Source organism: Paenibacillus eucommiae, from assembly GCF_017874215.1.
Lineage (GTDB): Bacteria > Bacillota > Bacilli > Paenibacillales > NBRC-103111 > Paenibacillus_AI > Paenibacillus_AI eucommiae.
The window spans coordinates 342,952-367,753 of the sequence record NZ_JAGGLB010000001.1 but is presented as its reverse complement, the minus strand read 5'-3'; the positions used below and the strand labels follow the sequence as shown (position 1 = coordinate 367,753).

At 48.3% G+C, this 24,802-nt stretch carries 11 protein-coding genes; all 11 read left to right on the top strand.

What is annotated here, in order from left to right:
- Nucleotides 1-129 precede the first annotated feature (129 nt).
- The 11 genes from J2Z66_RS01180 (at nt 130) to J2Z66_RS01130 (ending at nt 24,799) form a co-directional block, all read left to right on the top strand.
- Complete coding sequence (locus J2Z66_RS01180; RefSeq protein ID WP_209968853.1) at nt 130-2,067, top strand: S-layer homology domain-containing protein; 1,938 nt, start codon at nt 130-132, stop codon at nt 2,065-2,067.
- A gap of 153 nt (nt 2,068-2,220) precedes the next feature.
- On the top strand, nt 2,221-4,242 hold the full coding sequence (locus tag J2Z66_RS01175; protein WP_209968850.1) for a DUF5696 domain-containing protein: 2,022 nt from the start codon (nt 2,221-2,223) through the stop codon (nt 4,240-4,242).
- A 21-nt stretch (nt 4,243-4,263) separates the two neighbouring features.
- Entirely contained in the window at nt 4,264-6,756 is a 2,493-nt protein-coding gene (locus J2Z66_RS01170; RefSeq protein ID WP_209968847.1) for a glycosyl hydrolase family 95 catalytic domain-containing protein, read from the top strand.
- A gap of 1,057 nt (nt 6,757-7,813) precedes the next feature.
- A complete protein-coding gene (locus J2Z66_RS01165) occupies nt 7,814-9,427 on the top strand; it encodes a type 2 periplasmic-binding domain-containing protein (protein ID WP_209968841.1) in 1,614 nt (537 codons plus the stop codon).
- Nucleotides 9,428-9,519: 92 nt separating this feature from the next.
- A complete protein-coding gene (locus J2Z66_RS01160) occupies nt 9,520-10,428 on the top strand; it encodes an ABC transporter permease (protein WP_209968838.1) in 909 nt (302 codons plus the stop codon).
- A 16-nt stretch (nt 10,429-10,444) separates the two neighbouring features.
- A complete protein-coding gene (locus tag J2Z66_RS01155) occupies nt 10,445-11,320 on the top strand; it encodes a carbohydrate ABC transporter permease (RefSeq protein WP_209968834.1) in 876 nt (291 codons plus the stop codon).
- A 71-nt stretch (nt 11,321-11,391) separates the two neighbouring features.
- Entirely contained in the window at nt 11,392-13,182 is a 1,791-nt protein-coding gene (locus J2Z66_RS01150; RefSeq protein ID WP_209968829.1) for a sensor histidine kinase, read from the top strand.
- Nucleotides 13,183-14,238: a response regulator transcription factor gene (locus tag J2Z66_RS01145; protein ID WP_209968825.1), complete on the top strand. Its 1,056-nt coding sequence runs from the start codon at nt 13,183-13,185 to the stop codon at nt 14,236-14,238. It abuts the gene before it with no gap.
- Between the two features lie 86 nt (nt 14,239-14,324).
- On the top strand, nt 14,325-15,671 hold the full coding sequence (locus J2Z66_RS01140) for a neutral/alkaline non-lysosomal ceramidase N-terminal domain-containing protein (RefSeq protein WP_209968822.1): 1,347 nt from the start codon (nt 14,325-14,327) through the stop codon (nt 15,669-15,671).
- A 120-nt stretch (nt 15,672-15,791) separates the two neighbouring features.
- Entirely contained in the window at nt 15,792-23,246 is a 7,455-nt protein-coding gene (locus tag J2Z66_RS01135; RefSeq protein WP_209968818.1) for an S-layer homology domain-containing protein, read from the top strand.
- A gap of 215 nt (nt 23,247-23,461) precedes the next feature.
- Complete coding sequence (locus J2Z66_RS01130; RefSeq protein WP_209968815.1) at nt 23,462-24,799, top strand: neutral/alkaline non-lysosomal ceramidase N-terminal domain-containing protein; 1,338 nt, start codon at nt 23,462-23,464, stop codon at nt 24,797-24,799.
- The last annotated feature ends 3 nt before the right edge of the window (nt 24,800-24,802 follow it).

The window sequence follows — 24,802 nt, the reverse complement described above, 5'->3', positions numbered from 1 at the left end:
AGATAGGAGGAGATCTGCGTCTCCTCTTATCTTTTTTTCCGGCTATAGAGTCCCACTTCTGCCGGATGGTTGCCGGGTAGGATAGGTTACGCACAGAAAATGTGTGCTGATTTCGGAAGGAAGAGTGAGATGAAGCATAAAATGAAATTAAACATAAAAACATTTCTAATTGCATTAATTGGCTCATTACTGTGGCTGTTTATGCAGCTTTCACCCGCACCTGAACTTGCACATGCAGAGGGGATTCCTCAATTTGTTATATCCACGAATAAGGTGGGGCTTCCTGTTGGTGAGATAGTTACGGTCATCTTGAACGGGCAGAACCTCAAAGATATGTATGCCTATGAAGCAAAAATTACGTTTGACCCCAATAAGCTGAAACTAATAGAAGCGAAGTCGAGTTTGGAAGGCTATTCTGTAATGCCAATTATCGAAAATAATGAAATCATCCTAGCGCATACCCAAATCGGAAATATCCCTGGGCAAAACGGCAATCTAACAATTGGAACGCTGATTTTTGAAGCACAAAGTACTGGAGCTACTGAGGTGAACTGGAAATCGATGAAGCTCGTTGATTCGAATTTGAAGGATCAAGCTTATCTGGTTGGCAAGAAAACTATAATTTCCGTAAGCGAAAAAAACAATACCACCCCAGTCCCGCCGCAAACCCATGTAACGCCAACACCGTCAACTCCTGCAGGGCCAGTAGCATCTCCGAATGTAACAGTTCCTGATTTATTGATCGATGACAAGCAGGGTGTCAGGTTTTCGCCTGAAGCGATTCAAGTAAAGAAGACTCGTAACGAAAACGGGCAGCAAGTAACAAGTGTTTCAGTCGATGAACATACAATGATCCAAGCATTCACGTTTCTTCGGAAAAAGGCGCTGCCTTCACCTTATATGTTTATAGAAGTGGAAGAAATGAAAGATGAAATTGTGCAGATTGAGCTTTCCGCGCAAGCGCTGGCTGATGCAAAGAATACTGGAGATACCGTCATTATTTCCATGCAGGCGGGCTCCGTAGGCTCAGAAGGTGCTGTCCGATATGAACTCCCGGTCCATGTCCTTCCCTTACAAGCTTTGACCAAACAAATGGGAGACGAAATCAAGGATATGAAGGTGATCGTCAGCTTTGTCAGTGTCAAACAAGGGGAGAGAGGAGCAGCAGAAGTTGATCATATTTCAGAAATAGTTGGCAAAATGGGGGCTATTCAGCTTTTGAAGCCTGTGACGTTCGGTGTTTTTGTGGAATCAGGTCGCGAGCGTATTGAAGTTCTCGATTTCGATGCTACTTATATCCATAGGACGTTTACGATTTCAGGGGAAATACGGCCATCTTCATCGACAGTCGTGTGGTTGACTCCAGGAGGAAAGCTTGAATTTGTGCCAGCCACCTTCAAAACGGTTAATGGCAGCACCGAAGTAACGATCAAACATAGAGGCAATGGTACATATACAGTCATTCAATATAAAAAAATGTTTGCAGATGCGGGTAAGCATTGGGCGAAACAAGAGATCGAGCTGCTCGCTTCGAAGCTTATTATTAAAGGGACAACAGATACGAGATATGATCCGGAAGCGCCGGTCACACGTGCTGAGTTTGCTGCTTTGTTAGTCCGGTCCCTGGGATTAGAGGAGGACTATTTAGCTGCAAAAGCTTTTTCTGATGTATCTGCAAACAATGGATATATCGGGGTGATTGGGGCGGCGGTGAAAGCAGGGCTGATTGAGGGTTACTCGCATACGAAATTTCAGCCATCCGGGAAGATTACGCGTGAAGAAATGACAGTCATGATTTCCAGAGCTATACATACTGCCGGGAAACGGATGATGAGTGAAGGGTCCGGGACCGGGAACGGGAACGGGGCAGGGGCAGGGACATTGGAGGCTTTTAAGGACAGCAGCCTGATTCAACCTTGGGCACGGGCTTCGGTAGCGGAAGCTGCAGCCAGCGGTATCATCCAAGGTAAGACGGAGACGGTTTTTGCTCCGGGGGAGCAGGCAACTCGGGCGCAGGCGGCAGTTATTTTAAAACGAATGCTTCAGTTGCTCGAATTTATCAATTGAATGATGATTTGGTGATGAATTGAATGATAAATTGATTGAATGAAAAATTGAATGATAGATTAAATGATAAATAATCAACGAATATGACGATGAAAGCATATATATAGCGGCACGAATATGACTAAAAACACGACTAAGAATAGGACAGGGAAAATGATTAAGAATAGGACAGTGAAAATGACTAAGAATACGACAATGAAAATGACAACAGGATCAGATGATAATGGTTGGATAATTACATCGCCAGAGCTGCAAGTAAAGGTGGACCGGGACACTTTGGTGTTGGAAGTCGAGATTCTCCCGGAGGTTGAGAGGCAGGAGCTGGAGCAAGAGCAAGAGCATAAAGAGCTTAAGGGACGACAGAAATGGCGGACGGTTCAAGGGATGGACAGGATAACCGTGAGGGATGGCGGCCAGAACAGAGCCATTTCGCTGGCTGAGGCTGGGTTGAAGCATTTTAGCGAGTATAAATCAGGTTACTTTCAAGGCGTACAAATTGGGCTCTCACAATTTCCGGATTCCTCGGGACTGGGTGACCTGGAAATCAAACTAACTGTTGCCATTCATCCTTATACGCAGGAGCTGGTTTGCGAGCTTTATTCTTTTGGGAGAAATAAGGATGAAGGGGCTGAAGAACGAGGGGCTGAGGCCCGTATCGAGCATATCGCTTGGCCGGCTCCTTTTGACTTCGAAAGCAGCTTGGCAGAGGATTATACCGCTATTCCTGCGATGCAGGGCTACCTTGTTCCCGCCAATTGGGAGAAGCCGGTGTTCCGCTATGAAGAAGGATCTCTGCAGGGGCGGGATGCCTATATGCCTTGGTGGGGGCAGGTGATGGACGGGGGCGGCTATCTGGCGATTGTCGATACACTGTGGGACGCAAGGAGCAGCTTTGAGCATATTCCTTCAGTTCATTCCCGATATGGTATTTTGTGGTTGCCGAGCTTGGGGGAATACAACTATACTCGAAGAATAAGGTACTGTTTTCAAGATGAAATGAACTATGTGAAGATGGCGAAGCTCTATCGTGATTATGTGAAGCGGTATGGGAGATTTCGTTCACTACGCGAGAAAATTGCCCAGAATCCACAAGTTGGGCGGATGATAGGTGCGGCTGTTGTGCATACGATGGTTCACTTTTACTGCGTTCCTGAGTCTGATTTTTACGATAAGGAGAACCTTGCCAACAATGACCAGAGAACGCCATTTGCAGATCGGGCGGCTCAGCTTGAACGTTTGAACGATCGGTATGACGGTTCGCTCTATGTACATGTCGACGGCTGGGGACGGAGGGGCTATGATAACCTGCATCCGGATATTCTTCCTCCTAATCCTTACTGCGGCGGGTGGGAAGGCTTCCGGCAATTGCGGGATACCTGCTCGGAACTTGGTATTCTGCTTGCGGTGCATGATCAATACCGGGATTTCTACAAGGATGCGGATTCCTATGATGATCGGTTGGCCGTACAGGATGAGGCGGGCGCGATTGAAAGCTGCAGCATTTGGCCAGGCGGTGATCACAGCTTTCTTTGCGCAAGCGTGGCTAAAGGTTACATTGAACGGAATTACAATCAACTGCAGGATGAAGGGATTGAGCTGGATGGCGCATATCTGGATGTATTCGCTATCGTTCCCCTGGAGGAATGTCATAATGCGACTCATCCAATGACCCGTAGGGAATGCGCAGAGCACCGCAGCGCCTGCTTCCAGTCGATTCGTTCGCGCGGCATGATCGTAAGCTCGGAGGAGCCTGTCGATTGGGCAATCCCGGCTTTGGATCTCGTTCATCACGGACCCTATGCGCTCAATCCAAATCCCGGACGGGGACCAGCCATTGGATTGCCTGTTCCCCTGTTCTCGCTCGTGTATCACGATGCAATTTTGCTGCCGTGGACGCTTGATACGAGCGGTTGGGGAATCCCTGAGGGTGACTGGGGCTTCCTGCACGGGCTGCTAAATGCAGGACTGCCCTATCTGTCCATAGACCCTACAGATGAAGAAATAGTCCTCGTCAAGCAATTGGCAGAGCTGCACCAAAGAGTCGGCCTGCTTGAGCTGGTCAGCCATGAATTCATTGATGGCCATGTCCGGAAGCAGCGTGCCGTCTACGCGGATGGAACAAGGATAGAGATTGATTTGGACAGCAATAAGTACGATATCCAATATCAGGTTTAGTGAGGAAAGGTTGAGATCGACTTGGAAATAGCGGGAATTCGTTCTGTGCCTAAGTGGCCTGGAGATAAACATGCACTGCGATTTACTGATCCGATTACACGCTGGGACGAAGCTCTGCCGCTTGGTAACGGCTTAACCGGCTGTCTCCTGTGGGGCGATGGCGCCCCGCTGCGCTTTAGCCTGGACCGGGGCGATCTTTGGGATACCCGTCAGGCTCCTGAAACGTTGGCGGGAGATTTTACGTACGCTGAACTGATCGTACTTGTGCGGCAGCAGGATCAGGAAGCGATTGAGCGACGCTTCGATTCGTTCTTTAGTTTGTATCCCTATCCGACGAAGCTGCCGGCCGGACGGCTTGAGCTCGATTACGGCTGTGCAGCAAGGCGTGTGGAGAGCAGTTTGTCGCTTGCTGATGCAGTGGCTGAAGTGAGACTTGAGTACACTTGCACGGCTGTGAATGATGAGACGACAAATAGTCAGTCGAATAGTAAGTCAGATTATTATTCAGATAGACGATTAGATAGACAATCAGATAGTCTGTCGAATAGTGATTCAGATAGACAATCAGATCATAAATCAGAACGTAAGTCGGATAGTAGACAGTCAGACAAACAGTCAGACAAACAGTCACACGTAAGGTCGTACTTGCATGCGGTCAATGGACTAGGCTATATCCGCGTCAAAGGGATGGCAGAGCAGGTCAATCTGCGGCTCGTGCCTCCGGATTTTACAGGCCAGGCAGCTGAACGCGAAGACAAGCATTCCTCATTCAACATTAGTTTAGCTTCGCTCGGCATTCCCGCTGCAGTGCATGGTGAAGACGGCAACGTCCGCTGGTTCCGCCAGCCAACCTGCGAAGCGTTGGAGTATGCTATCGTTGTAGCCTCCAGAAGGACTGAAGCGGACGAGGTGGAGTATGTATACCAAGTAGCAAGCAGCATAGATGGTGAAGATTGGTTGAATATGGCGATAAGTCATGTGCGCAGCGCGGTGGAAGAAGGTTTTGATATCGCGCTCAAGGAGCATGTGGAGTGGTGGCAGCGCTTTTGGTCGAAAAGCTCCGTAAGCCTACCCGATACAGATGCCGAGAGCATGTGGTACATGGCAAATTATTTCTTGGGCTCAAGCTCACGCCAAGGTTCCCCACCTATGCCGCTGCAAGGGGTATGGACAGCAGATGAAGGGCTGCTGCCGCCCTGGAAGGGTGACTATCATAATGATTTGAATCTGCAAATGAATTATTGGCATTACATGAAAGCGAATCATCTCGATGAAGGGGCGAGTTATCTTGATTTTTTATGGAAGCTCCTTCCACAGGGCAGGGTGTTTGCCAAAGAGTTTTATGATGCTCCGGGTATCAATTTGCCTTCCGTAATGACGATCGAAGGGAAGCCGCTTGGGGGCTGGCCGATGTACAGTTTGAGTATTGCCAACCAGATGTGGACCTGTCAGGCCTTCGACCATTACTGGCGTTATACAGGGGATGAAGACTTTTTGCGTGAAAAGATGGTTGTTATATTTCGTGAAACGGCTCATTGTGTGCTGCGCTGGCTGACAGAGGGGGAGGATGGCAAGCTGCGGCTGCCGGTATCGAGCTCTCCGGAAATCTACAATAATACACTGCAGGCCTGGTTGACTCCAAATAGTAATTATGATCTTTCCTTAATGCGTTATTTGTTTGGCAGACTTGTGTGGATGGCCGATTATTTGCAGGATGAAGAGGGGCTTAAGTTGTGGCGGCATACACTGGAAAAGCTTCCGGAGTTGGCGGTGTCGCAGGGTAACGAGCTGATGCTCAGTCCCGATCAGCCGTTCTTCGAAAGCCACCGGCATTTCTCGCATGCGATGGCGATCTATCCTCTTAAGCAGCTTCGTTATTATGGATATGGCAGCTTGGAGTGTTCGGAGCGCTTGGAGAAAGAACGGGCGATCATTGATGCTACTGTAACCCAACTAGAGATCTTGGGTAAAGGTTGGTGGGTGGGCTATTCGTTTACATGGATGGCCGCCATCTATGCCATGCAGGGTAACGGAGAAGGAGCTTGGTATCATCTCCAACAGTTCTGGACTTACATGTGCTCACCCAACGGTTTTCACCTGAATGGCGATTACACCAAAGCAGGTCTGAGCATGTTCCACTACCGTCCATTTACTCTGGAAGCGAACATGTCAGCAGCGGATTCCTTACAGGAAATGCTGCTGCAAAGCTCGGACGGCATCCTTCACGTCTTTCCAGCTATACCGAAGCGTTGGTCCCGGCAGGGAGCTGCGTTTACTACGCTTCGCGGTGAGATGGGCGTGCTTGTTTCAGCGCGAATGGCGGACGAGAAACTGCAGTACATCGAGCTATATGCTGAGCGCAGCGGTACATTCCGTGTGCAAAACAATTTTGAGTGTGAACATTTGTGGATTGCAATGGAGGGGGAGGCTCCTCGTTTGCTGCAGGGGCGAGTGCCATCCATACTTGCCATTACTTTGGAAGCGGGAAAAGCTTGCGTGATATCCTTTAAATAAGCATTTTTCAATTAAAAGTAGAGTCCTCTTGTAGTTTTGGTGCTTTTCGTCGCCATCAACACTATATAGCAGGGCTCTTTTTTTATTATCGAGGGTTATTTTTACAGCGGTAAAATGTTATTGCATTCAGGTGTTTAATTTTCAATTGTACAGCGCAGCTTTACAGTGATAAAGTATTCGGTATTACAATTAATTCTCTAAGGAACCAGAAAGGAAACGCAGTTTTTCCATATCGTTACTATCCCTTTCGTTCAGGAAATTAATGTATATTGGCAGTCCGTTTGAGCGTGGCATGTTCGGCACTTTTGTAGCTGATAGGAAAGGGTTGGGGGGAAGAGAGATAGCAGCAGCTCCCTCCCCCGAATGGAGAGGCACTTCACTTAACGATGTTTTTCATCGTTAAAGTAAGTGTTCCAGGTCAATCAGTCACGTTAACGATGATTTTCATCGCTAAAAGAGGACAGATGGCACATCTTGGTGGATAAAGGGACGATGTTTTTCATTGTTAAAGTAAGGTTGTGGAGACGAGCTGGTGCTTTTAGTGATGAAAAACATCGTTAAAAGTATCAGGTCTTTCTCAGCTGCGCGCGCTCTTCATCCCTAGACCTAGCACCTGCGCACGCTCATCATCCTCAGCGCCTAAGCCCGCTAGGAAATCTCCTTCAGCTTAGAGAAAACCCCTTGCTGGCAGTCCGTTTGAGCTTGGTTTGAACTTGGTTTGAGCGTGGCATGTTCGGCATCAGCATTAGCACAATGTAGCTTAGAGAGGGAATGGCTGTGGGTGGAAGAGCGGTAGCGTCCGCATTTAAAGATTTGTTCCACCCCCTATATCCATTCCATTCAAGGGAACAAATCTTTAACAGCGGCTGGAGCCCACAGCCATTCCCTCCGCAAACGCTCCCACGTCACGGACACCCTCCTCAAAGGACACCGGAAGGTGTTGTTCTTTTAATTAAAAATAGTACATGAAAGTATAAATTCCTGCATAGTCAAGCACACGCATAATTCCTATAATAAAATAGTTAGCAAAACACATACATACAGGGGAGATGGGTCTATGATATGTAAGCGGAAACACATTGCAATTACAAGCTTGCTCATTTTTGCAATGCTGCTCTCAGCTTGTGCAGGAAACAATGGGAAGACAGAAACTAACGCATCCTCGCCTGCTGGAACTACGGCCGGAACGACGGCTGGTGAGACGACAAAGACGGAAAAAAGCAAAATTAGTATTTTGACGACATCTGCAGCTGCTTACAACCAGACTGTAGCGAATTGGAAGGAGAGTCCTTACCTGAAAAAGGTGGAGGAGCTTACCAATACGGATCTGGATATGGAATTCCTGAGCTGGGCGGATTACCAGACGCAATTGACGCTGCGCTTTGCTTCCAATGAGCTGGCCGACTTGGTGCAAACGTCAGCGATCGATGCTCCAGCTCACGCCAACGCTGTGGAACAAGGAGCCATTCTGGAGCTGAATGAGCTGATCGACAAGTATGGTCCTACCCTGAAGGCCAAAATTCCGGAGAGAGTGTGGAAGGATCCGGCTGTCAGCAAGGACGGTAAAATTTATGCAATACCAGGACTTGTACCGAACGCACATACCGTGGTGCCATACATTCGGGAGGATTGGTTGAAGAAGGCAGAGATGGAAATGCCGGTAACCTTGGACGATTGGGTTGCTTATTTCGAGAAGGTTAAGACGATGGACATGAACGGAAATGGAGATCCGAATGACGAGTATGGCTTCTACGTAAGGGAGAACCTGGGCAGCAGCGATATGTTCTTCTACGAATTTGGCGTAGCCCAGAATCATTGGGTCGTGCAGGGTGAGGAATACGTACCATCGGTTATTACACCAAATATGAAAGAAGCTTTGGCCTTCTGGAGGAAGCTGTATAAGAATGGATACATCAATCCTAATTTTCTTACCAATAAATATGCAGACTGGCAGGCAGGCATAACGAACGGTAAAGCGGGCAGCTGGCTTCATTACGTAGACAATATAGCCAATATGTGGTCTCCAGATAAATTTATAGATCAGCCGGACGTCAAGGTTACAGCGGTTGAACCTCCGGTAGGTCCTCATGCACAGGGGGCGGGTCTTGCGAACACGGGCATGTATTACGTATGGATCATTCCTTCGAAAACGAAAAATCCGGAGAAGGTCATTCAATTATTGGATAAGGCCTGGAGCAACGAGGAATTGCAGAAGTTTTACTCCTTCGGTCTTGAAGGGCATAACCATGAAGTCGTGGATGGAAAAATCAAGTGGGATCCTTCTGCCCCGAATAATGCAACCAATGGTGAGTCTTTCGCTTATCAAGCGGACATGAATTTCACAGGTCACAGCATTAACAATGCAGAAGAAGTTAAAATGAGTCCATTTGCCGAGCAATTGGAGCGCGGATTCGCGATTTCTGAGAAATATAAAATTGAAGCGGATTCGATGTACATGCCAATTCCTGAGGCTTTCAAAACCAGACCGGAGCTGCTTCCGAATTTCGCGAGTGGTGCAACACTGCTGCTGGATATGTTCGCCAAGGTCATCACAAGTGATGTCGATATCGATGCTGAATTCGATAAGTTCGTGCAGGAGTGGAGAAGCCGCGGAGGTAACGATGCAATCAAGCAAGCAACAGAATGGCATAATAAATTTATTGCAAACTAACGGGTGAAAGCCCGCATAGCTTTGCATGGACAGCGGGACGTTCTTCAGAACGTCCCGGCGTCCTAATCAGGCTAAGATGGGCGGCGTATATAATGAAGAACCTCATAAGGAATGGGCGCATCAGTGATTCGCTGATGTTGTGGCTTATCGCATTGCCAGGTATTTTATATTTTGTGATTTTTAAGTATGTGCCTCTGTTAGGCAATGTGATCGCTTTTCAGGATTACAGCATTTTTAAAGGGATACTGGAAAGTCCTTTTGTCGGTTGGAAGCACTTTGTCTTCATGTTTCAATATGAAGAATTCATCCATATATTAAAAAATACAGTGATTCTCAGCTTCTATCAAATTGTAGTTGGTTTTCCAGCACCACTATTCCTTGCTTTATTGTTGAATGAAATTCGACTCAGTCTATACAAGCGGACGGTGCAGACATTATTATATTTGCCTCATTTTCTATCTTGGGTCATTGTCGGCGGTGTTTTCATTAATTTATTGTCGCTTGATGGCTTGTTGAATCAACTTATTGGCTTGTTCGGCATATCATCCATCGACTTTATAACGGATAAGAGCTTTTTCCGCAGTGTTGTTGTGTTATCCAGTATATGGAAGGAAGTCGGCTGGGGAATGATCATCTATTTGGCTGCGATGAGCGCCGTTAATCCGCATTTGTACGAAGCTGCGGTAGTAGATGGCGCCGGAAGATGGAGACAAATGTGGTCCATTACACTGCCTTCGATCTCTCCAGCCATTATTACTTTGTTCCTCTTACAGATTGGCAACCTGCTGGACGCGAATGTGGAGCAGATGCTTGTCCTGCTGAATCCGCTCGTGCGCCCGATTGGTGAAGTTATCGATACCTATGTATACAGGGCTGGCTTACTCGGGGCACAGTTCAGCTTTACGACAGCCATCGGTCTGTTCAAATCGCTGATCGGACTTTGTATGATCGTTAGCTTGAACAGGCTAAGCAAACGGATGACCGGCAACGGAATCTACTAAAGGGGGGAGAGTAAGTATGGTATTCAACAAGTCAGAGCGCATCTTTCAGGGAATCAATAATGTTGTTTTTTTGCTGGTTAGTCTGACGATGATTGCGCCGCTGATTAACCTGCTGGCCATATCGCTCAGTTCTCCGCTCTTTGTGAACAGTAAGCGGGTGCTATTCTGGCCCAAAGGGTTTAACGTGGATGTGTATGAAACGATTTTTGGACTTCAATCCCTATGGCGCGCCATGGGCGTAAGTGTCTGGATTACGGTTGTAGGAACGGCACTTACACTGTTCCTCGGTTCGTCATTATCGTACGCGCTTTCGCGCAGGAATATGAAGGGCAGGACGTTTGTACTACAGGCCGTCGTTATCACCTTTATTTTCACTTCACCACTGATTCCTACGTATCTGCTTGTTAGTGCGCTTGGTTTAAAAAATACGCTATGGGCACTTATCGTTCCTAGTGCACTCAGCGCTTTCTATGTGCTGATCATCAAAACCTTCTTCGAGGGTATTTCGGCAGAAATATTCGAATCGGCCAAAATGGATGGATGCACAGAGTTGAAAATCTATTACCGGATTGTGCTTCCGTTATCCAAGCCAGTTATGGCGACGATCGCTTTATTCCATGCGGTCTTTCAGTGGAACAGCTATTTCGGTGCTCTGATGTACATTACCGCACGGGATTTGCTGCCGCTGCAAATCATTCTGCGGAACATGGTTATCGAAGATCAGGCGCAGAAGGTGCTGAATAACGTCAGCACAGAGGCGCTTCAGAACGCTACACCCGAAATGATGAAGGCTGGAGTTATTTTGTTTGCAACCTTGCCAATCTTGATCGTTTATCCGTTTTTACAGCGTTATTTTGTCAAGGGAGCCATGCTTGGCTCTGTTAAAGAATAGATATTCACCCCATCACCAGACACCCATTCGTGTTATAATTTTCTGATCAACGCACAGAATGGGGGAGTGATATGAGATTTTCTTTGAAACGCAAGCTGGCTTTAATCATTGTTATCAGCCTGTTCCTGCCGTTTATGCTGCTCGGCTATTTATGGTACAGCCAGACTGAGCGGACCATTGAGCATAATGCGTCGTATTACAGCCGGATGCTCCTGGATCAAACCAATAATTACATACATACCTATTTATCAGAGCTCGACAGGCTTACGCTTCCGTTTCTGCTAAATCCGTCGATTCAGGAATTTTTGCATCTGAAGCCGGATGACTATTATGGGCAATTTCTGCTGCAGAGACGGATTCGCACTGAGCTCTACAAGAACCTTTTTTCCAGCCGCAATGACATCTATAAGTTTACCTTCATCATCAATGAGAAAGTCTACTTCAGCAGTGAAGAATATTCATCGGATGACCGGAATGAGCGTTATTTGAAGCTGCTTAATCTGGAAACTCCTGTTACGGAATTTACGATTGAAGGTGTTAATCGGCTTAACGTTACCCCAGTTGTCACCGCTTTCAAAATATTTTACGATCCGCTTGTGCCCTTGAGCAGAGGCATTCTGATTGTCGATCTGAAGCTGAATAAATTTGCTGAAATCATTGGTGGACTTAAGTTTGAAAATGTCGGTCAGGCTTATTTGTTAAACAGCCTCGGGCAATATATGTATCATCCGGATACCCGGCTTATTGGCACCATCGCTGATGAGTCCGTGCTTAGCAGACTGCGGGGGAAAGACGGGTTTGTTATGAAGGGCAGCGGGCAGAGCAGAAGTATGATTAGCTATAGGACTTCCGAGTTGACTGAATGGACCCTTATGTTCGAGGTGCCGATGAAGCATCTGACTGCCGAGCTTGTGCAGTTAAGGACGATGGCTTTTGTTATTTTTCTCTGTATTGCCGCTGTTGTGCTGCTGATGCTGGGTGGCTTTAACTACTATTTAATTAAGTCATTATCCTTGATCCAACAGCTGATGAAGCGTGCTGAAACCGGCAATCTGGATGTTCGGGCCCCTGTGAAAGCGCAAGATGAGATTGGGATGCTGTATCGCAGCTTTAACCGAATGATGGATGAATACCGCAGGCTCATTCATGTGGAGCATACGTCCCAGCTGAAGGCTAAGGAAATGCAGGTGCGGCAGAAGGAATCGATGCTGACCGTGCTGCAGTCGCAGATCAACCCGCATTTTCTGTACAACACGCTCGGTACAATTCATTCTTATGCAATTTTGGCTGGCGTGCAGCCGATTAGCAGAATGGTAACCAACCTGGCTGATATTTTCCGCTATAGCATGGATAGTGATGCCCAGGTTGTCTCTTTGTGGAATGAGATTCGATATATCCGCACTTATTTTGATATTCAGAAGGAGCGGTATGAAGATCTCTTTACTGAAATCGAGGTTGATCAGGAGCCGCGACTGAAGGAAATCCCCTGCGTCAAGCTGATGCTTCAGCCGCTGGTGGAGAACGCGCTGATTCATGGGTATCAGGATTACAATCTGCATCCGGATTACGTAAGTATTAGGGGCTCTTCCTCCCAGTCAGGTTACGAAATTCGTGTTATCGATAAGGGGCGGGGAATGCCGCCAGAGGTGAAGGAGCAATTTAACCGCTTGTTTGAGAGCATGACCGATAACAGGCTTGTTGAAGAAGATCAGACGGCTGTTTCGGGTAGTGTTGGACTCTATAATGTTCACAAAAGGCTGCGGCTTGTCTACGGGGAACCCTACGGCTTATGGATTGAAAAATCGGGCGTCGAAGGCACTGTTATCCGGTTATTGGTGCCTTATGACAATAAGGCGGAATAGATGATGCTGCAGGTGCTTGTTGTGGAAGATGAACGTTGGATCAGACAAAGTATATGTAAAATGATCGGGCAAATCGACGGCTGTCAGGTTGCAGGAGAGGCGAAGGATGGACAGGAAGGTCTGAGGCTGCTCAAGGAGCTGGCTCCTGATGTGCTGATGACAGATATTCATATGCCGGTCATGAATGGATTGCAATTGATAGGTGAAGCGCGGCGTCTGCTGCCCAAGCTCGAAATTATTTTATTCTCGGGATTTAATGACTTCGATTATGTACGGGAGGGACTCCGTCAGGGGGTTCATGACTATTTGCTGAAGCCGATTCAGCCTGAAGAGCTCTATCGGGTTACCCAGCAGGTCGCCCAGAAAATCGCGCAGAAAAAGGGGAAGCTGCCCCAGCAGTTCGTCTGGATTGAAGCCTGGCGCGGCAATGCAAAGCGGCTTGCTGAATACCTCTGGCTGGCCGACAAGCCGAAGTTTGAGGCAGAGTGGTCCTTGCTGTCTTCCGAATGGATTAAGCATGAGAAGGAAGTTGAGGACGTATATGAGTTCTTCCATCTGCTGGTCTACATCCTTAACGAGCGTATCCGCGAAAACTATGGCGCTCAACTGCCGGAGCAGATTTTCCATCCGCTGGACTTCACGGGTGACGCAGCACGGGATGCGGATATGATCCGGGAGCACCTGCTTGGGGTAATGAATGAGCTGCTTACTGAACGCAACTGGCGTAAAAGTCACGTCGTAGTGAAAGCGGTCAGCTATATTGAAGCCCAGTATGCGAATCCACATTTGTCTTTGTTTGATGCTGCTGAATTAATCGGCCTATCGCATCCTTATCTTAGCCGTTTGTTCAAGGAAGAGATGGGCAAAACCTTCGTGGAATATGTGACAGAGCTGCGGATCAATAAAGCCCGGGAAATGCTCGGAGATCCGGATGTGAAAGTATATGAGGTTGCCGGTGCGGTTGGGTACACGGAATATACGTACTTTGTACGGGTATTCAAGCGAGTTGTGGGGTATTCTCCCTCTGATTACCGTAAGCAGTTGGGAATTAGATGAATTAAGGCAAAGGGAACAGAAGGCATAAGGAATAAAAGGCATGAGGAATAAAACGCAGAGAATAAAAGGCATAGGTGGTATCCAATATGAAATTTGGTATAGCAAAAGAACAGATAACTCCACAGAACCCGGTATACATGCACGGGTTTGGGAGCAGAACGCACAAGAGTGAAGGCGTGCTGGAACCGCTCTATATGACGGCAACGTTGATGCAGGCCGACCGCTCCCTCTTGATCGTGACTATCGATGCGCTTGGATCGGATCGCAGCTTTGTTGTTGGCATCAAGGATGCATTGAAGAGCGCATACGGACTTGCGCATGAGGAGGTGCTGATTAACTTCTCACATACGCATCACTCTGTATTTTTGACAGGCCTTGATCCCTCGCTTCGCAGAGGCGGCTACAGCATCGGTCAATCCGGCTGGGCCTACGATGAGAGTGAGCTGGATTATGCCGAAGATGAGGCTTATTACGTCCTGCTTCGCGACACTTTGCTGCGGATGGTAGGCTCGTGTTACGAAAATTTGACGGAAGGTGAGCTTCAGATGGCCCGCGGATCGTCAGACTTTGCCTGCAGTCGGAGGCGGCCGGACGGAACGGGTGGCGTGCGATGGATGCCTTATTACGAAGGGGAAATCGATAAGGATTTGTTCATTCTGAAGCTGGCCGGCCAGGCTGGTGAAATACGGGGCATCGTGTATTGTTACGGCTGCCATACCACAGCGATGGGATCCGACAATTACAAGTTTGGCAATGATTTCGCAGGTTCTGTTTCCGCCAGGCTGGAGGACCGGTATCCGGGTGCCGTTGCGATATTTCTGCAGGGCTGTGGGGGTGAATTGAAGCCACGGCCAGGAGCCGTCGAGGACGAGTTTGTGTCGTGTGATGAAGAGAGCCTCCATCAAGTCAGCAATGTGCTGGCTCAGGATATTATTGCTCTTATGGAGCAGGGTTCGTTCAAGACTGTGCAGTGCCAATTCCGGGCTGAGCTATGCGATCCGCTGCTGTATACCGAGCAATTGCCAGCTTCTTTCTATAAAACCATCGCAGAGGATCCGCAGCAGGATGATTTTCACCGCTCCGCAGCTCTGCGCACAGTCAAGGCGATCGAGAATGGAACGATCAAAGACCGGGTGCCCTTCTACATATCCCTGTGGCAGCTGGATAAAGACACGAGCCTGATTGCCATGGAGGGAGAAGTGACGACGGGATATGCTTTGAAAATCAAGCGGTTATTCGGAAATGGAAGCATGATTGTCCTTGGGTATACGAATGGTGTGTTCAGTTATGTTCCGACCCGCCAAATTATTGGCGAGGGTGGTTATGAAGCTGAATGCAATTACTATTTTGGACTTCATGGGCCGTTCATTCCCGAAATTGAGGATATCATAATTGGGCAAGTGGCTGAGGGGATAGGACGTATGTCGAAATAAGCTCGTGAGAAGCACATGGAGAGGAGGTGTTGCAGGTGTGATTTTCAAGAGGCCTTCTACACTGAGGCCAAGCGGCTGCTGAGCAGTCTATATAATCAGAATAAGAGGGAGTGTTTTCGAGTGAAAAGTCGCGGGCGCTATGCAGCCAAAAGGATGTTCAATGTGTTTATGGTGCTGACGGTCTTGTTGGGATCGATTGGAATAGTACCTACATCATCTAAGGCTGAAGGAAATGAAGTGACCTATTTATTTAAATCGAGTACCTTGAATCCAGGCACGCCAGAGTGGCATTTGATCGGTCCGGCGACCGGTGAAGGCGTCGTACCTACAGTTAGCATGTTCGATACCCTGATCAGCGTAGATGCATTTCAGGATGGACACGCACGTTCTTTCGGCTTTGATGTTCCTGCAACTGGAACCTATATCGTCAAGCTGCAGGGACAATTGATGGACATGGGCGGCATCAGCAGGGTGTATGTCGATAACAATCCTGTTGGCATCTTCGATTTTTACGATATTGCAGACATGGCTAATCAGTTTGAAAGTGAAGTGACACCCCTTGCTGTGATGAACCTGGAAGCGGGGATGCATGAATTGAAACTGGAAGCAATCGGGCATACAGCCGGATCATGGCGGCGTAATTTGCATCCAACTAAATTTATTTTGGAAGCGGTTACAGATTCTGTAAATGTGGCTGGTGTTTCCATACAGTGGGATGCGCCGCAATTAAAAATAGGAACCCGCGCCCAATTAACAGCCAAAACGACATTGACCGATGGTACCCAGCCGAATTTGATAGGAGCTCAGATAAGCTACCAAAGCGGTGATACCAATGTGGCCGTAGTCGATGCGCAAAGCGGCATGCTCGAGGCCACAGGCTCCGGATCGACGACGATAACGGCGACTGTGGTCTATGAAGGAGCGACATATACAGGGAGCCTTCCGATTACCGTGCAAGATGCGCAGCCTACACAGGTTAAGTATTTATTTAAGGCAAGCACCCTGAATCCAGGAACGCCAGAGTGGCATCTGATCGGGCCGGCGACTGGTGAAGGTGCCGTTCCCACAGTGGGCATGTTCGATACGCTGATCAGTATCGATGCCTTCCAGGACGGCCATGCCCGTTCATTCGGCTTTGATGTTCCTGCAACTGGCAGCTATTTCGTCCAACTGCAGGGGCAATTGATGGATCTGGGCGGCATCAGCAGGGTGTATGTCGACGGCAGCCCCATCGGGATTTTTGATTTTTACGATGTGGCGGACATGGCCAATCAATTTGAAAGTGAAGTGACCTCCATCGCAGTAATGAATCTGACAGCGGGTATGCATGAACTGAAACTGGAAGCGATTGGTCATACAGCCGGTTCGTGGCGGCGCAATCTGCATCCTACCAAGTTCATTTTGGAACCGGCTGCTGGAGCGGTGAATGTGACGGGGGTATCGATACAGTGGAGTGCGCCTGAATTAAATATAGGAACCCGCACCCAATTAACCGCCAAGACGACTTTAAGCGACGGCTCACAGCCGAATTTGATAGGAGCGGAGATTAGTTATCAAAGCAGTGATACGGCAGTAGCAATGATTGATGCGCAAAGCGGCCTGCTGGAGGCCAAAGGGCTGGGAGCGGCGACAATTACAGCAACCGTTGTTTATGAGGGCGCAACGTATACAGGGACCCTTCCGGTTACTGTGCAAGCTGCACAGCAGAAATTACTTACGTACTTGTTCAATAAAACAAATTTGGTTCCGGGGACGGAAAACTGGCATTTGATAGGTCCCCCGCTTGGTGTATCTCCTGGAGTCGGCATGTTTGATACCTTGATCAGTATTGAAGCAGCTGCTGACGGTCAGGGGCGCTCGTTCGGATTTTATGTCCCAGCTGCCGGCACGTATCATGTCAATTTTCAGGGACAATTGATGGATATTGGGGGCATAAGCAGGCTGTATATCGATGGCAAAGCTATCGGCACCTTTGATTTTTATGACCCTGCCGATATGGCCCACCAATTTGAAAGCGCTGTGACAGCAATCGGAGCTATGGATCTGGAGGCGGGTATGCATGAGCTGAAGCTGGAAGCGATCGGCCATACGGCGGGATCATGGAGACGCAACCTGCATCCGACGAAATTCATTTTAGATCCGGTGGTGGGGCCTCTGGATATAAGAGAACTATTGATCGACTGGAAAGATCCGGAATTATTTATAGGAACCCGTACCCAATTAGCACCTAAAATCATTTTGAACAATGGTACCCAGGCTATTCTGGCTGGCATTCAAGTAAGCTACACAAGTGATGATGAAGCTGTAGCGATTGTGAATCCGCAGAGCGGCAAGCTGGAAGCCACGGGTATTGGAGAGACTATGATCCGGGCAACGATGGAGTATAATGGAGCCACGTATAGCGCAAGTCTTCCGGTCGAGGTTCATGAATTAACCAGTGTCAAAACACGCAGCACCCTGTATACAGCTAGTAAAGTGCAGGCTGCGCGCAGCAACATTGAAAACTATGATTGGGCAAAAAGCATGAAAGACAGCGCAGTTGCTCAAGCGGATGTTTATATGGCCAAAGGATTGGATTTTTTATGGAATCTGGTACCTCCGCAAAGCTTGCCAAGGAGCGTATTCGTTAATCAAACATTAGGAAGTCCCATTACGGGAAAAGAAATAGATTTATTTGGCGTTTATCCCTACACGCTTGATCCGATCAACGAACCATGGAAAATAACGGATCCAAGCAGCGGCTATAAGTTTCCTACGAATGATTTTAAAAGCTATTATGAGAGCGGTTTAAATGAAAATGGGCTATTTGACCGGAATTTGGCCGACCCGCAGTTTCTGGTCAATGAACTTTACCCTGAGAAGGGGCTTACCTGGGGCGTAGATGACGGCATGGGCTGGATTGACGAGAACGGTAACTATTTTACCTTTATTGCTTATTATGTGCATTGGATGTGGGGGGCCTATGATGGGACCGGAGAGATGCGCAAAGCATTGAATTCGCTGCGTGATGCCTATTTATATACTGGCGATACCAAGTATTCGCGTGCAGGAACGGTTTTGTTAGACCGCATAGCTGATGTGTATCCCAGTCAGGATATTTCTGTGTACGGCATGACAAATTATTTTAATTCTCATGGATTTACAGGATTGGGCAAGGCAATAGGGAATATGTGGGAGCCTTTCTTGACTAAAGATCTCATGAGAGCCTATGATGCCTTCTATCCGGCGATGGATGATCCGCTGTTAATTCAATTTTTGCAAGGAAAAGCTCAGACCTATGATTTGGGACCGTTTAAAAGCTCTGCAACGGGAATTCGCAAAAACATTGAAACGGGGATTGTTGAACAAGTGTATTCGGGAACGAAAGCAGCTCAAATGGCCGGAAATAACGGAGTTCACCAAAGTGCACTTGCGATGGCGGCAGTCGTCTATGATAAGCTTCCTGAGACCAAAGAGTGGCTGGACTTTAACTTTGCTTCGGGCGGTTTGGAATGGCCGCCATATTACGTAAGCGGCGGCAATATGGGCGTTACCTTTGTCAACGAGGTTGACCGGGACGGTGCAGGTAACGAATCGTCAGCGGCTTATAACATGTTGTGGTTGAATTCTTATTTGGAAACGGCGGATATACTGGACGGTTACGATGGTTACTCCAGCGCGGATCTGTATGAAAACGTTAAATTTCGTAAAATGTTTTCGGCGCTTTATCCGCTTATGTTAGGTGAACGTTACACTGCGAACATCGGGGATGCCAGCAGAACGGGAAATCCGTGGTTGGCTTTCGATCAGGTCCAGATGCTTAAGGCATTCGAGAAGTATGGCGATCCGATTTTTGCGCAGCTTGCTTATTTCTTGAATGATAACAGCACCGCCGGTATACATGGCAATATTTTTTCGCAAAATGCTGAACAAATTGCGGATGATATTCAGGCGGCCATCGATGAGCATGGATTACTGAAGCTAGATAGTACCAATATGACCGGCTTTGGATTTGCAGCACTGCGTGATGGGAATAATCCGGCGGATATTCTTGGCATCCGATACCCGTTCCAGCAGCTTCCTATTGGAACGAAGAGTGCAGACGCTGTAGTGTCAACGAAGAGTGGCACGCTGGAGTTTGTGCCTGCAGCCGAAGGGGACTCGATTTCCTTTGTATTGCAGGTTGCAGCGGCTGACAGCTATGAGGTATTGCTCAAGCCTGCCCGTTCTATCTGGTATGGAGGGTCCGGCAAGTATCTGGTAAAACTCGACGGGCAGTCTATTCGCGAAATTGACTTTCATGGTACCCGTCAGGACCGTGAATCCCTTGGGATTTTTCCAATGAGTGCCGGAACACATACGATCGAATTTATCCATACAGGGAAAAGTCCGCTCTCCAGCAGCAACAAGATGGCTCTGTTCGAACTCGCGCTGCTTGATGGTCAGGCACAGACTGTCCGCAATGGAATGGGATCTAATACACTACGGGATATGTGGATGTATTACGGGCGCAACTATGCACATGGGCATGCGGATAATCTGAATCTGGGGTTAATAGCTTTTGGGCTCGATTTAAGTCCCGACCTTGGTTATCCGGAGAGCACGCAAGCGACAGACACCCATAACCACGAGTGGGTAAGAAATACGATATCCCACAATACGGTAGTAGTGGATCAGACGAAGCAGGGGGAGCAGTGGTCTGGTACGCCGAAGCAGTTCGACGACGGCTCCATGGTGAAGCTGATTGATGTGGAAGGGGATGACGTATATCCGCAGACAGAGCTGTACAAACGAACCTCGGCAATGATTCATGTGGACGATGCGAACTCGTATGTGGTCGATTTCTTCCGGGTTAAAGGTGGCAGCGAGCACCATTTCAGCTTCCACGGGGCGGAAGGAGAAGTAACCGTAGAAGGGCTGAATATGGAGACTCAGGCGACAGGAAGCTATGCTGGACCTGATGTGCCCTTCGGAACACGGATCTCAGATGAGCATGGAGGCGGATCTGGATACACAGGCTCAGGCTTTCATTATTTGAAAAATGTGGAGCGGGACACAGCGCCGTCCTCCCAGTACAGTGTGGATTGGGCAATCAAGGACACGTGGAAAGTGCTTGCACAACCAGAAAATATCCATCTTCGTTTAACGATGCTGAATGACGTCGATGAAGTAGCACTGGCCGATGGAATTCCATCGCGCACGGAGAAGGGCAACCCGGAAAGCTTGAGGTATATGGTTGCCAAACGGAGCGGCACAGATTTGCAAAGTACATTTACTTCTGTCATCGAACCCTACAAAGATGAGAGATTTATTAGCTCAATGTCTAACCTGGAAGTGAAAGCAGGAGGCGTCGTAGCAGCAGATATGGATGTCAGGGCTGTAAAGGTAACGCTTGAAAACGGTCGCGTGGACTACATCATCAGTGCGTTAAATCCTAATATTACCTACACAATAGCTGACAAGCTGAAGTTTAAAGGAAGCTTCGGGGTGTATTCAGAATTGAATGGCCAACCCGTATACAGCTACGTAAATGAAGGAACTCTTATTGGGCAAATCAGCTCAACTGAAATCAATACGAATCCGGGCTCAATCTCTGGGACTATTGTAGATTTCACGAAGCTATTGCAAATGGATAATGAAATCATTGTAGATATGGATTTGCAGGGGCACCCTGCAACTGATCTCGTTAACAGAACCATCTATGTACAAAATGATGGCCTTCGGAAAGCCGTATATAAAATAACGGGCATCACGGATCAGGGCAATGGGCGCTATGCGCTATCGATCGGGGATATTACGTTGATACGCAGCTATAAAGACGACCATGATTTCAACAAGGGCTTTATCTATGATATCGCTGCAGGCGCCGGATTCCGGATCCCGCTGTCCTATGTATGGCAGGAGGTTCAGGAGCCGGAAGTGACAATCCCGGCAGCGCCTCAGAACGTGCAGGCACAGGCGGGTAATGGAGCTGTCACGCTGACATGGGATGCCGTGTCACCGGCGGCGGCAGGAACAGTCAGCTATAGTGTGTATTGGACTCAAGGGGCTGCTTCTGCAGCTCCCGGGGATTTCAGCTTGTGGCACTCACAAGCGGGCATTACCGGTCAGACGCATACAGTCAGCGGCTTGATGAACGGGCAAACGTATACGTTTGCGGTCAAAGCCGTGAATACGGCAGGCGCCAGCGCGGCTTCGGCTGCGGTGGAGGCCGCGCCAGCTGCGCCTCCGGGAGGGGGCGGTGAAGAAGGAGGAACAGGAACGCCTCCTCCATCCCCATCTCCTTCATCTGCCCCTAAAGCCAAAGGAGATTCTGAAGGTGGTTTCCAGGATGGAATCAGACTTGCGCTGAATGGGAATGCGCAGGACGGTAAGGCTGGGAAGGTTCATGTAGGGACTGAAAATAACAAGAAAGTGACCACGGTAACCGTAGATGAAGCGAAGCTGAACGGTTTGCTGGCAGGAGCGGCGCAAGGCTATACGGTATCCATTGAGGCGAATAATGGATCGGATATCGTGGCTGGCGAGCTGAATGCGCGCCTGCTACGTACTATGGCAGAAAAAACTGCGGTTTTGGAGCTCAAGACTGAATATGGAGGGTATAAGCTGCCCGCTGAGCGGATAAACCTGGTTGATCTCTTGGCACAGCTTGGAGCAGAATCAGGGGCAGCATTAGAGGATATCCTCATTCGTGTGGAAATTGCCAATCTCGGTAAGGGAGTGAGCAACGCAGCCCCTAAGCTGGCGGAAGGGCTTGAACTGCTCGCTCCACTGGTTGAATTTAAAGTGACAGCCACCTACAAGGGAAAGACAGTTACAATTGGCACATTCAATGATTATGTCGAAAGAATGATCGTCATTCCTGGTGGAGGTGATGGCAGCAAGGCTGGCAAGGTCACAACGGGCGTTGTGATTCTGAATGACGGAACAGCACTTCATGTGCCTACCCGTATAGTTTCACAGGATGGGACAAATCAGGCGTACATCAAAACCATGACCAATAGCATCTACACGGTCATTCAAAACGAAAAAACGTTCGATGACATTAGCAAGCATTGGGGCCGGTCAGCCATCGAGGAATTGGCATCCCGCCTTGTCATTCAGGGAGTAGATGAGAAGCATTTTGTGCCGGATAAAGACATCACTCGCGCTGAGTTCGTCACGATAGCCGTTAGGGCATTGGGCTTGAGGGAAGGTACAGCAGCGGTGAAGTTCAGCGATGTCAAGCCTGCAGACTGGTATCACGATGCGGTTAGCACTGCGGTTTCCTATGGTTTACTTGAAGGGTATGCAGATGGCACCTTTAAGCCGGGTAAACGGATAACCCGGGAGGAAGCAATGGTTATTGTTTCTCGGGCGATGAAGATTGCGCATATGGAAATGCAGCTCGATCCTGGTCGGGAAGAACAACTGCTTTCCCAATTTGCCGATAGCGTCGAGTTCAGCTCATGGGCTCGCGAGTCAGCTGCAATAAACATGAATTACGGTATTATTAATGGGGCTTATGGAACTGTCAGGCCTCAAGACTCCATTACCCGCGCTGAGACTGCATCGGTTATGCAGCTGCTGCTGCAAAAATCAGGACTGATCACATAGCCTTTGACCGGCGAACTTATACGGAAATCCGTCGTTTGAAGAGGGTCCCGGAAATAGGAGAGGAGCGCTTCCTGATATTAGGACGGCTCCTCCCGGGATTCGCTGCGATTCGATGGAGGCAGGGTAAGCGTCGACATTACGTTGACAGGTATGTTGAATAAGCTTATTCTGGGATCAACTCATGTATTATATTGTATGGAGGAGGAGAGTTCTTCTTGAAATTCTGTATGGGCAAAGACAACATTACACCAGCTGAACCCGTCTTTTTGAGCGGATTCGGAGATCGGGATCACAAAAGCGAGGGCGTGCATGATCCGATTTATGTAAAGGCGGCTCTGATGCAATCGAACAAATCCTTGTTGATCGTAACTATTGATGCATTAGGCTCTGATCGGGGTTTTATTCAAGGTGTTAAGGACGAGCTTGAGGCGAAGTTTGGTCTTCATCATGATGAAGTTCTGATCAATTTTTCACATACCCATGCATCCGTCTACCTCACGGGCAGAGATGTTCACTTACGCAACGGCGGGTACAGTATGGGACAGGATCAGTGGACGGATCAGGAAGAAGATCTTGATTATGCCTATGATGAACACTACTTTGATCTCGTGAAGGAAAAGCTGATTCGTCTTGTACAATATTGTTTTGACCATCTTGAGGAAGGAGAACTCCTGATTGGGCGCACCGCTTCCCATTTTGGCGTCAGCCGGCGTTATCTAACAAACCAAGGGATTGAATGGAGACCCAGCTATGATGCGGAAATAGATCAAGATTTATTGGTTCTGAAGGTAGTGGATGCAGAGCGCAAAGTGAAAGGCATTCTGTACGCCTATGGTTGCCATCCGACGTCGCTGGGATCAAGCAATTACCTCATATCCGGTGACTTTCCCGGCGCGACATCCCGTTATTTGGAACAATCCTGTCCGGAAGCCGTCGCCATGTTTCTGCAGGGTTGCGGCGCCGAGATCAAACCGATGAAAAGTGCAGACGGCGACACGTTCAAAGAATGCAGCATCGGGGAAATGGAAGAGGCGGGCGCTGAACTGGCGAATGAAATCATAAACTTTATGGAGAATGGCGCGTTCAAATCGGTAAGCTGCAGTTTTCGCACCGTGCTCCTGGAGCCCAATCTTTATACAGAACGGACTCCTGTGGAACATTATCAGCAAATACTCGATGACCCCGAATCTTCTGAATTCAATAAAGTAAGGGTAAAAAAATTAGTAGGAAAATTTGAAGACGGATCGATTAAAGATCGGGTGCCCTTGTATATCGCAGTCTGGCAATTGGATGAATCGACCCGGATCGTTGCGATAGAAGGGGAAGTATCGACAGGGTATTCGCGAATGATCAAGAAGCTGTCCGGCCCTGACCTCACCATGGTGCTTGGCTATACGAACGGGATTTATTGTTATATTCCTACCCGCCAAATGATTCATGAAGGCGGCTATGAGGTGGATAACTTTTACTATTACGGACATAGAGGGCCTTTTGTTCCGGAAATAGAAGATATCATCATCGGGCAAGTCGCGTCGGCATTTGGAAGCCTGTAACTG

Bases quoted from the DNA above. Each gene is read 5' to 3' on its own strand.
- J2Z66_RS01145 (WP_209968825.1), top strand. From the start codon at position 13,183: ATGATGCTGCAGGTGCTTGTTGTGGAAGATGAACGTTGGATCAGACAA.
- J2Z66_RS01150 (WP_209968829.1), top strand. From the start codon at position 11,392: ATGAGATTTTCTTTGAAACGCAAGCTGGCTTTAATCATTGTTATCAGC.
- J2Z66_RS01175 (WP_209968850.1), top strand. From the start codon at position 2,221: ATGATTAAGAATAGGACAGTGAAAATGACTAAGAATACGACAATGAAA.
- J2Z66_RS01155 (WP_209968834.1), top strand. From the start codon at position 10,445: ATGGTATTCAACAAGTCAGAGCGCATCTTTCAGGGAATCAATAATGTT.
- J2Z66_RS01160 (WP_209968838.1), top strand. From the start codon at position 9,520: ATGAAGAACCTCATAAGGAATGGGCGCATCAGTGATTCGCTGATGTTG.
- J2Z66_RS01140 (WP_209968822.1), top strand. From the start codon at position 14,325: ATGAAATTTGGTATAGCAAAAGAACAGATAACTCCACAGAACCCGGTA.
- J2Z66_RS01165 (WP_209968841.1), top strand. From the start codon at position 7,814: ATGATATGTAAGCGGAAACACATTGCAATTACAAGCTTGCTCATTTTT.
- J2Z66_RS01180 (WP_209968853.1), top strand. From the start codon at position 130: ATGAAGCATAAAATGAAATTAAACATAAAAACATTTCTAATTGCATTA.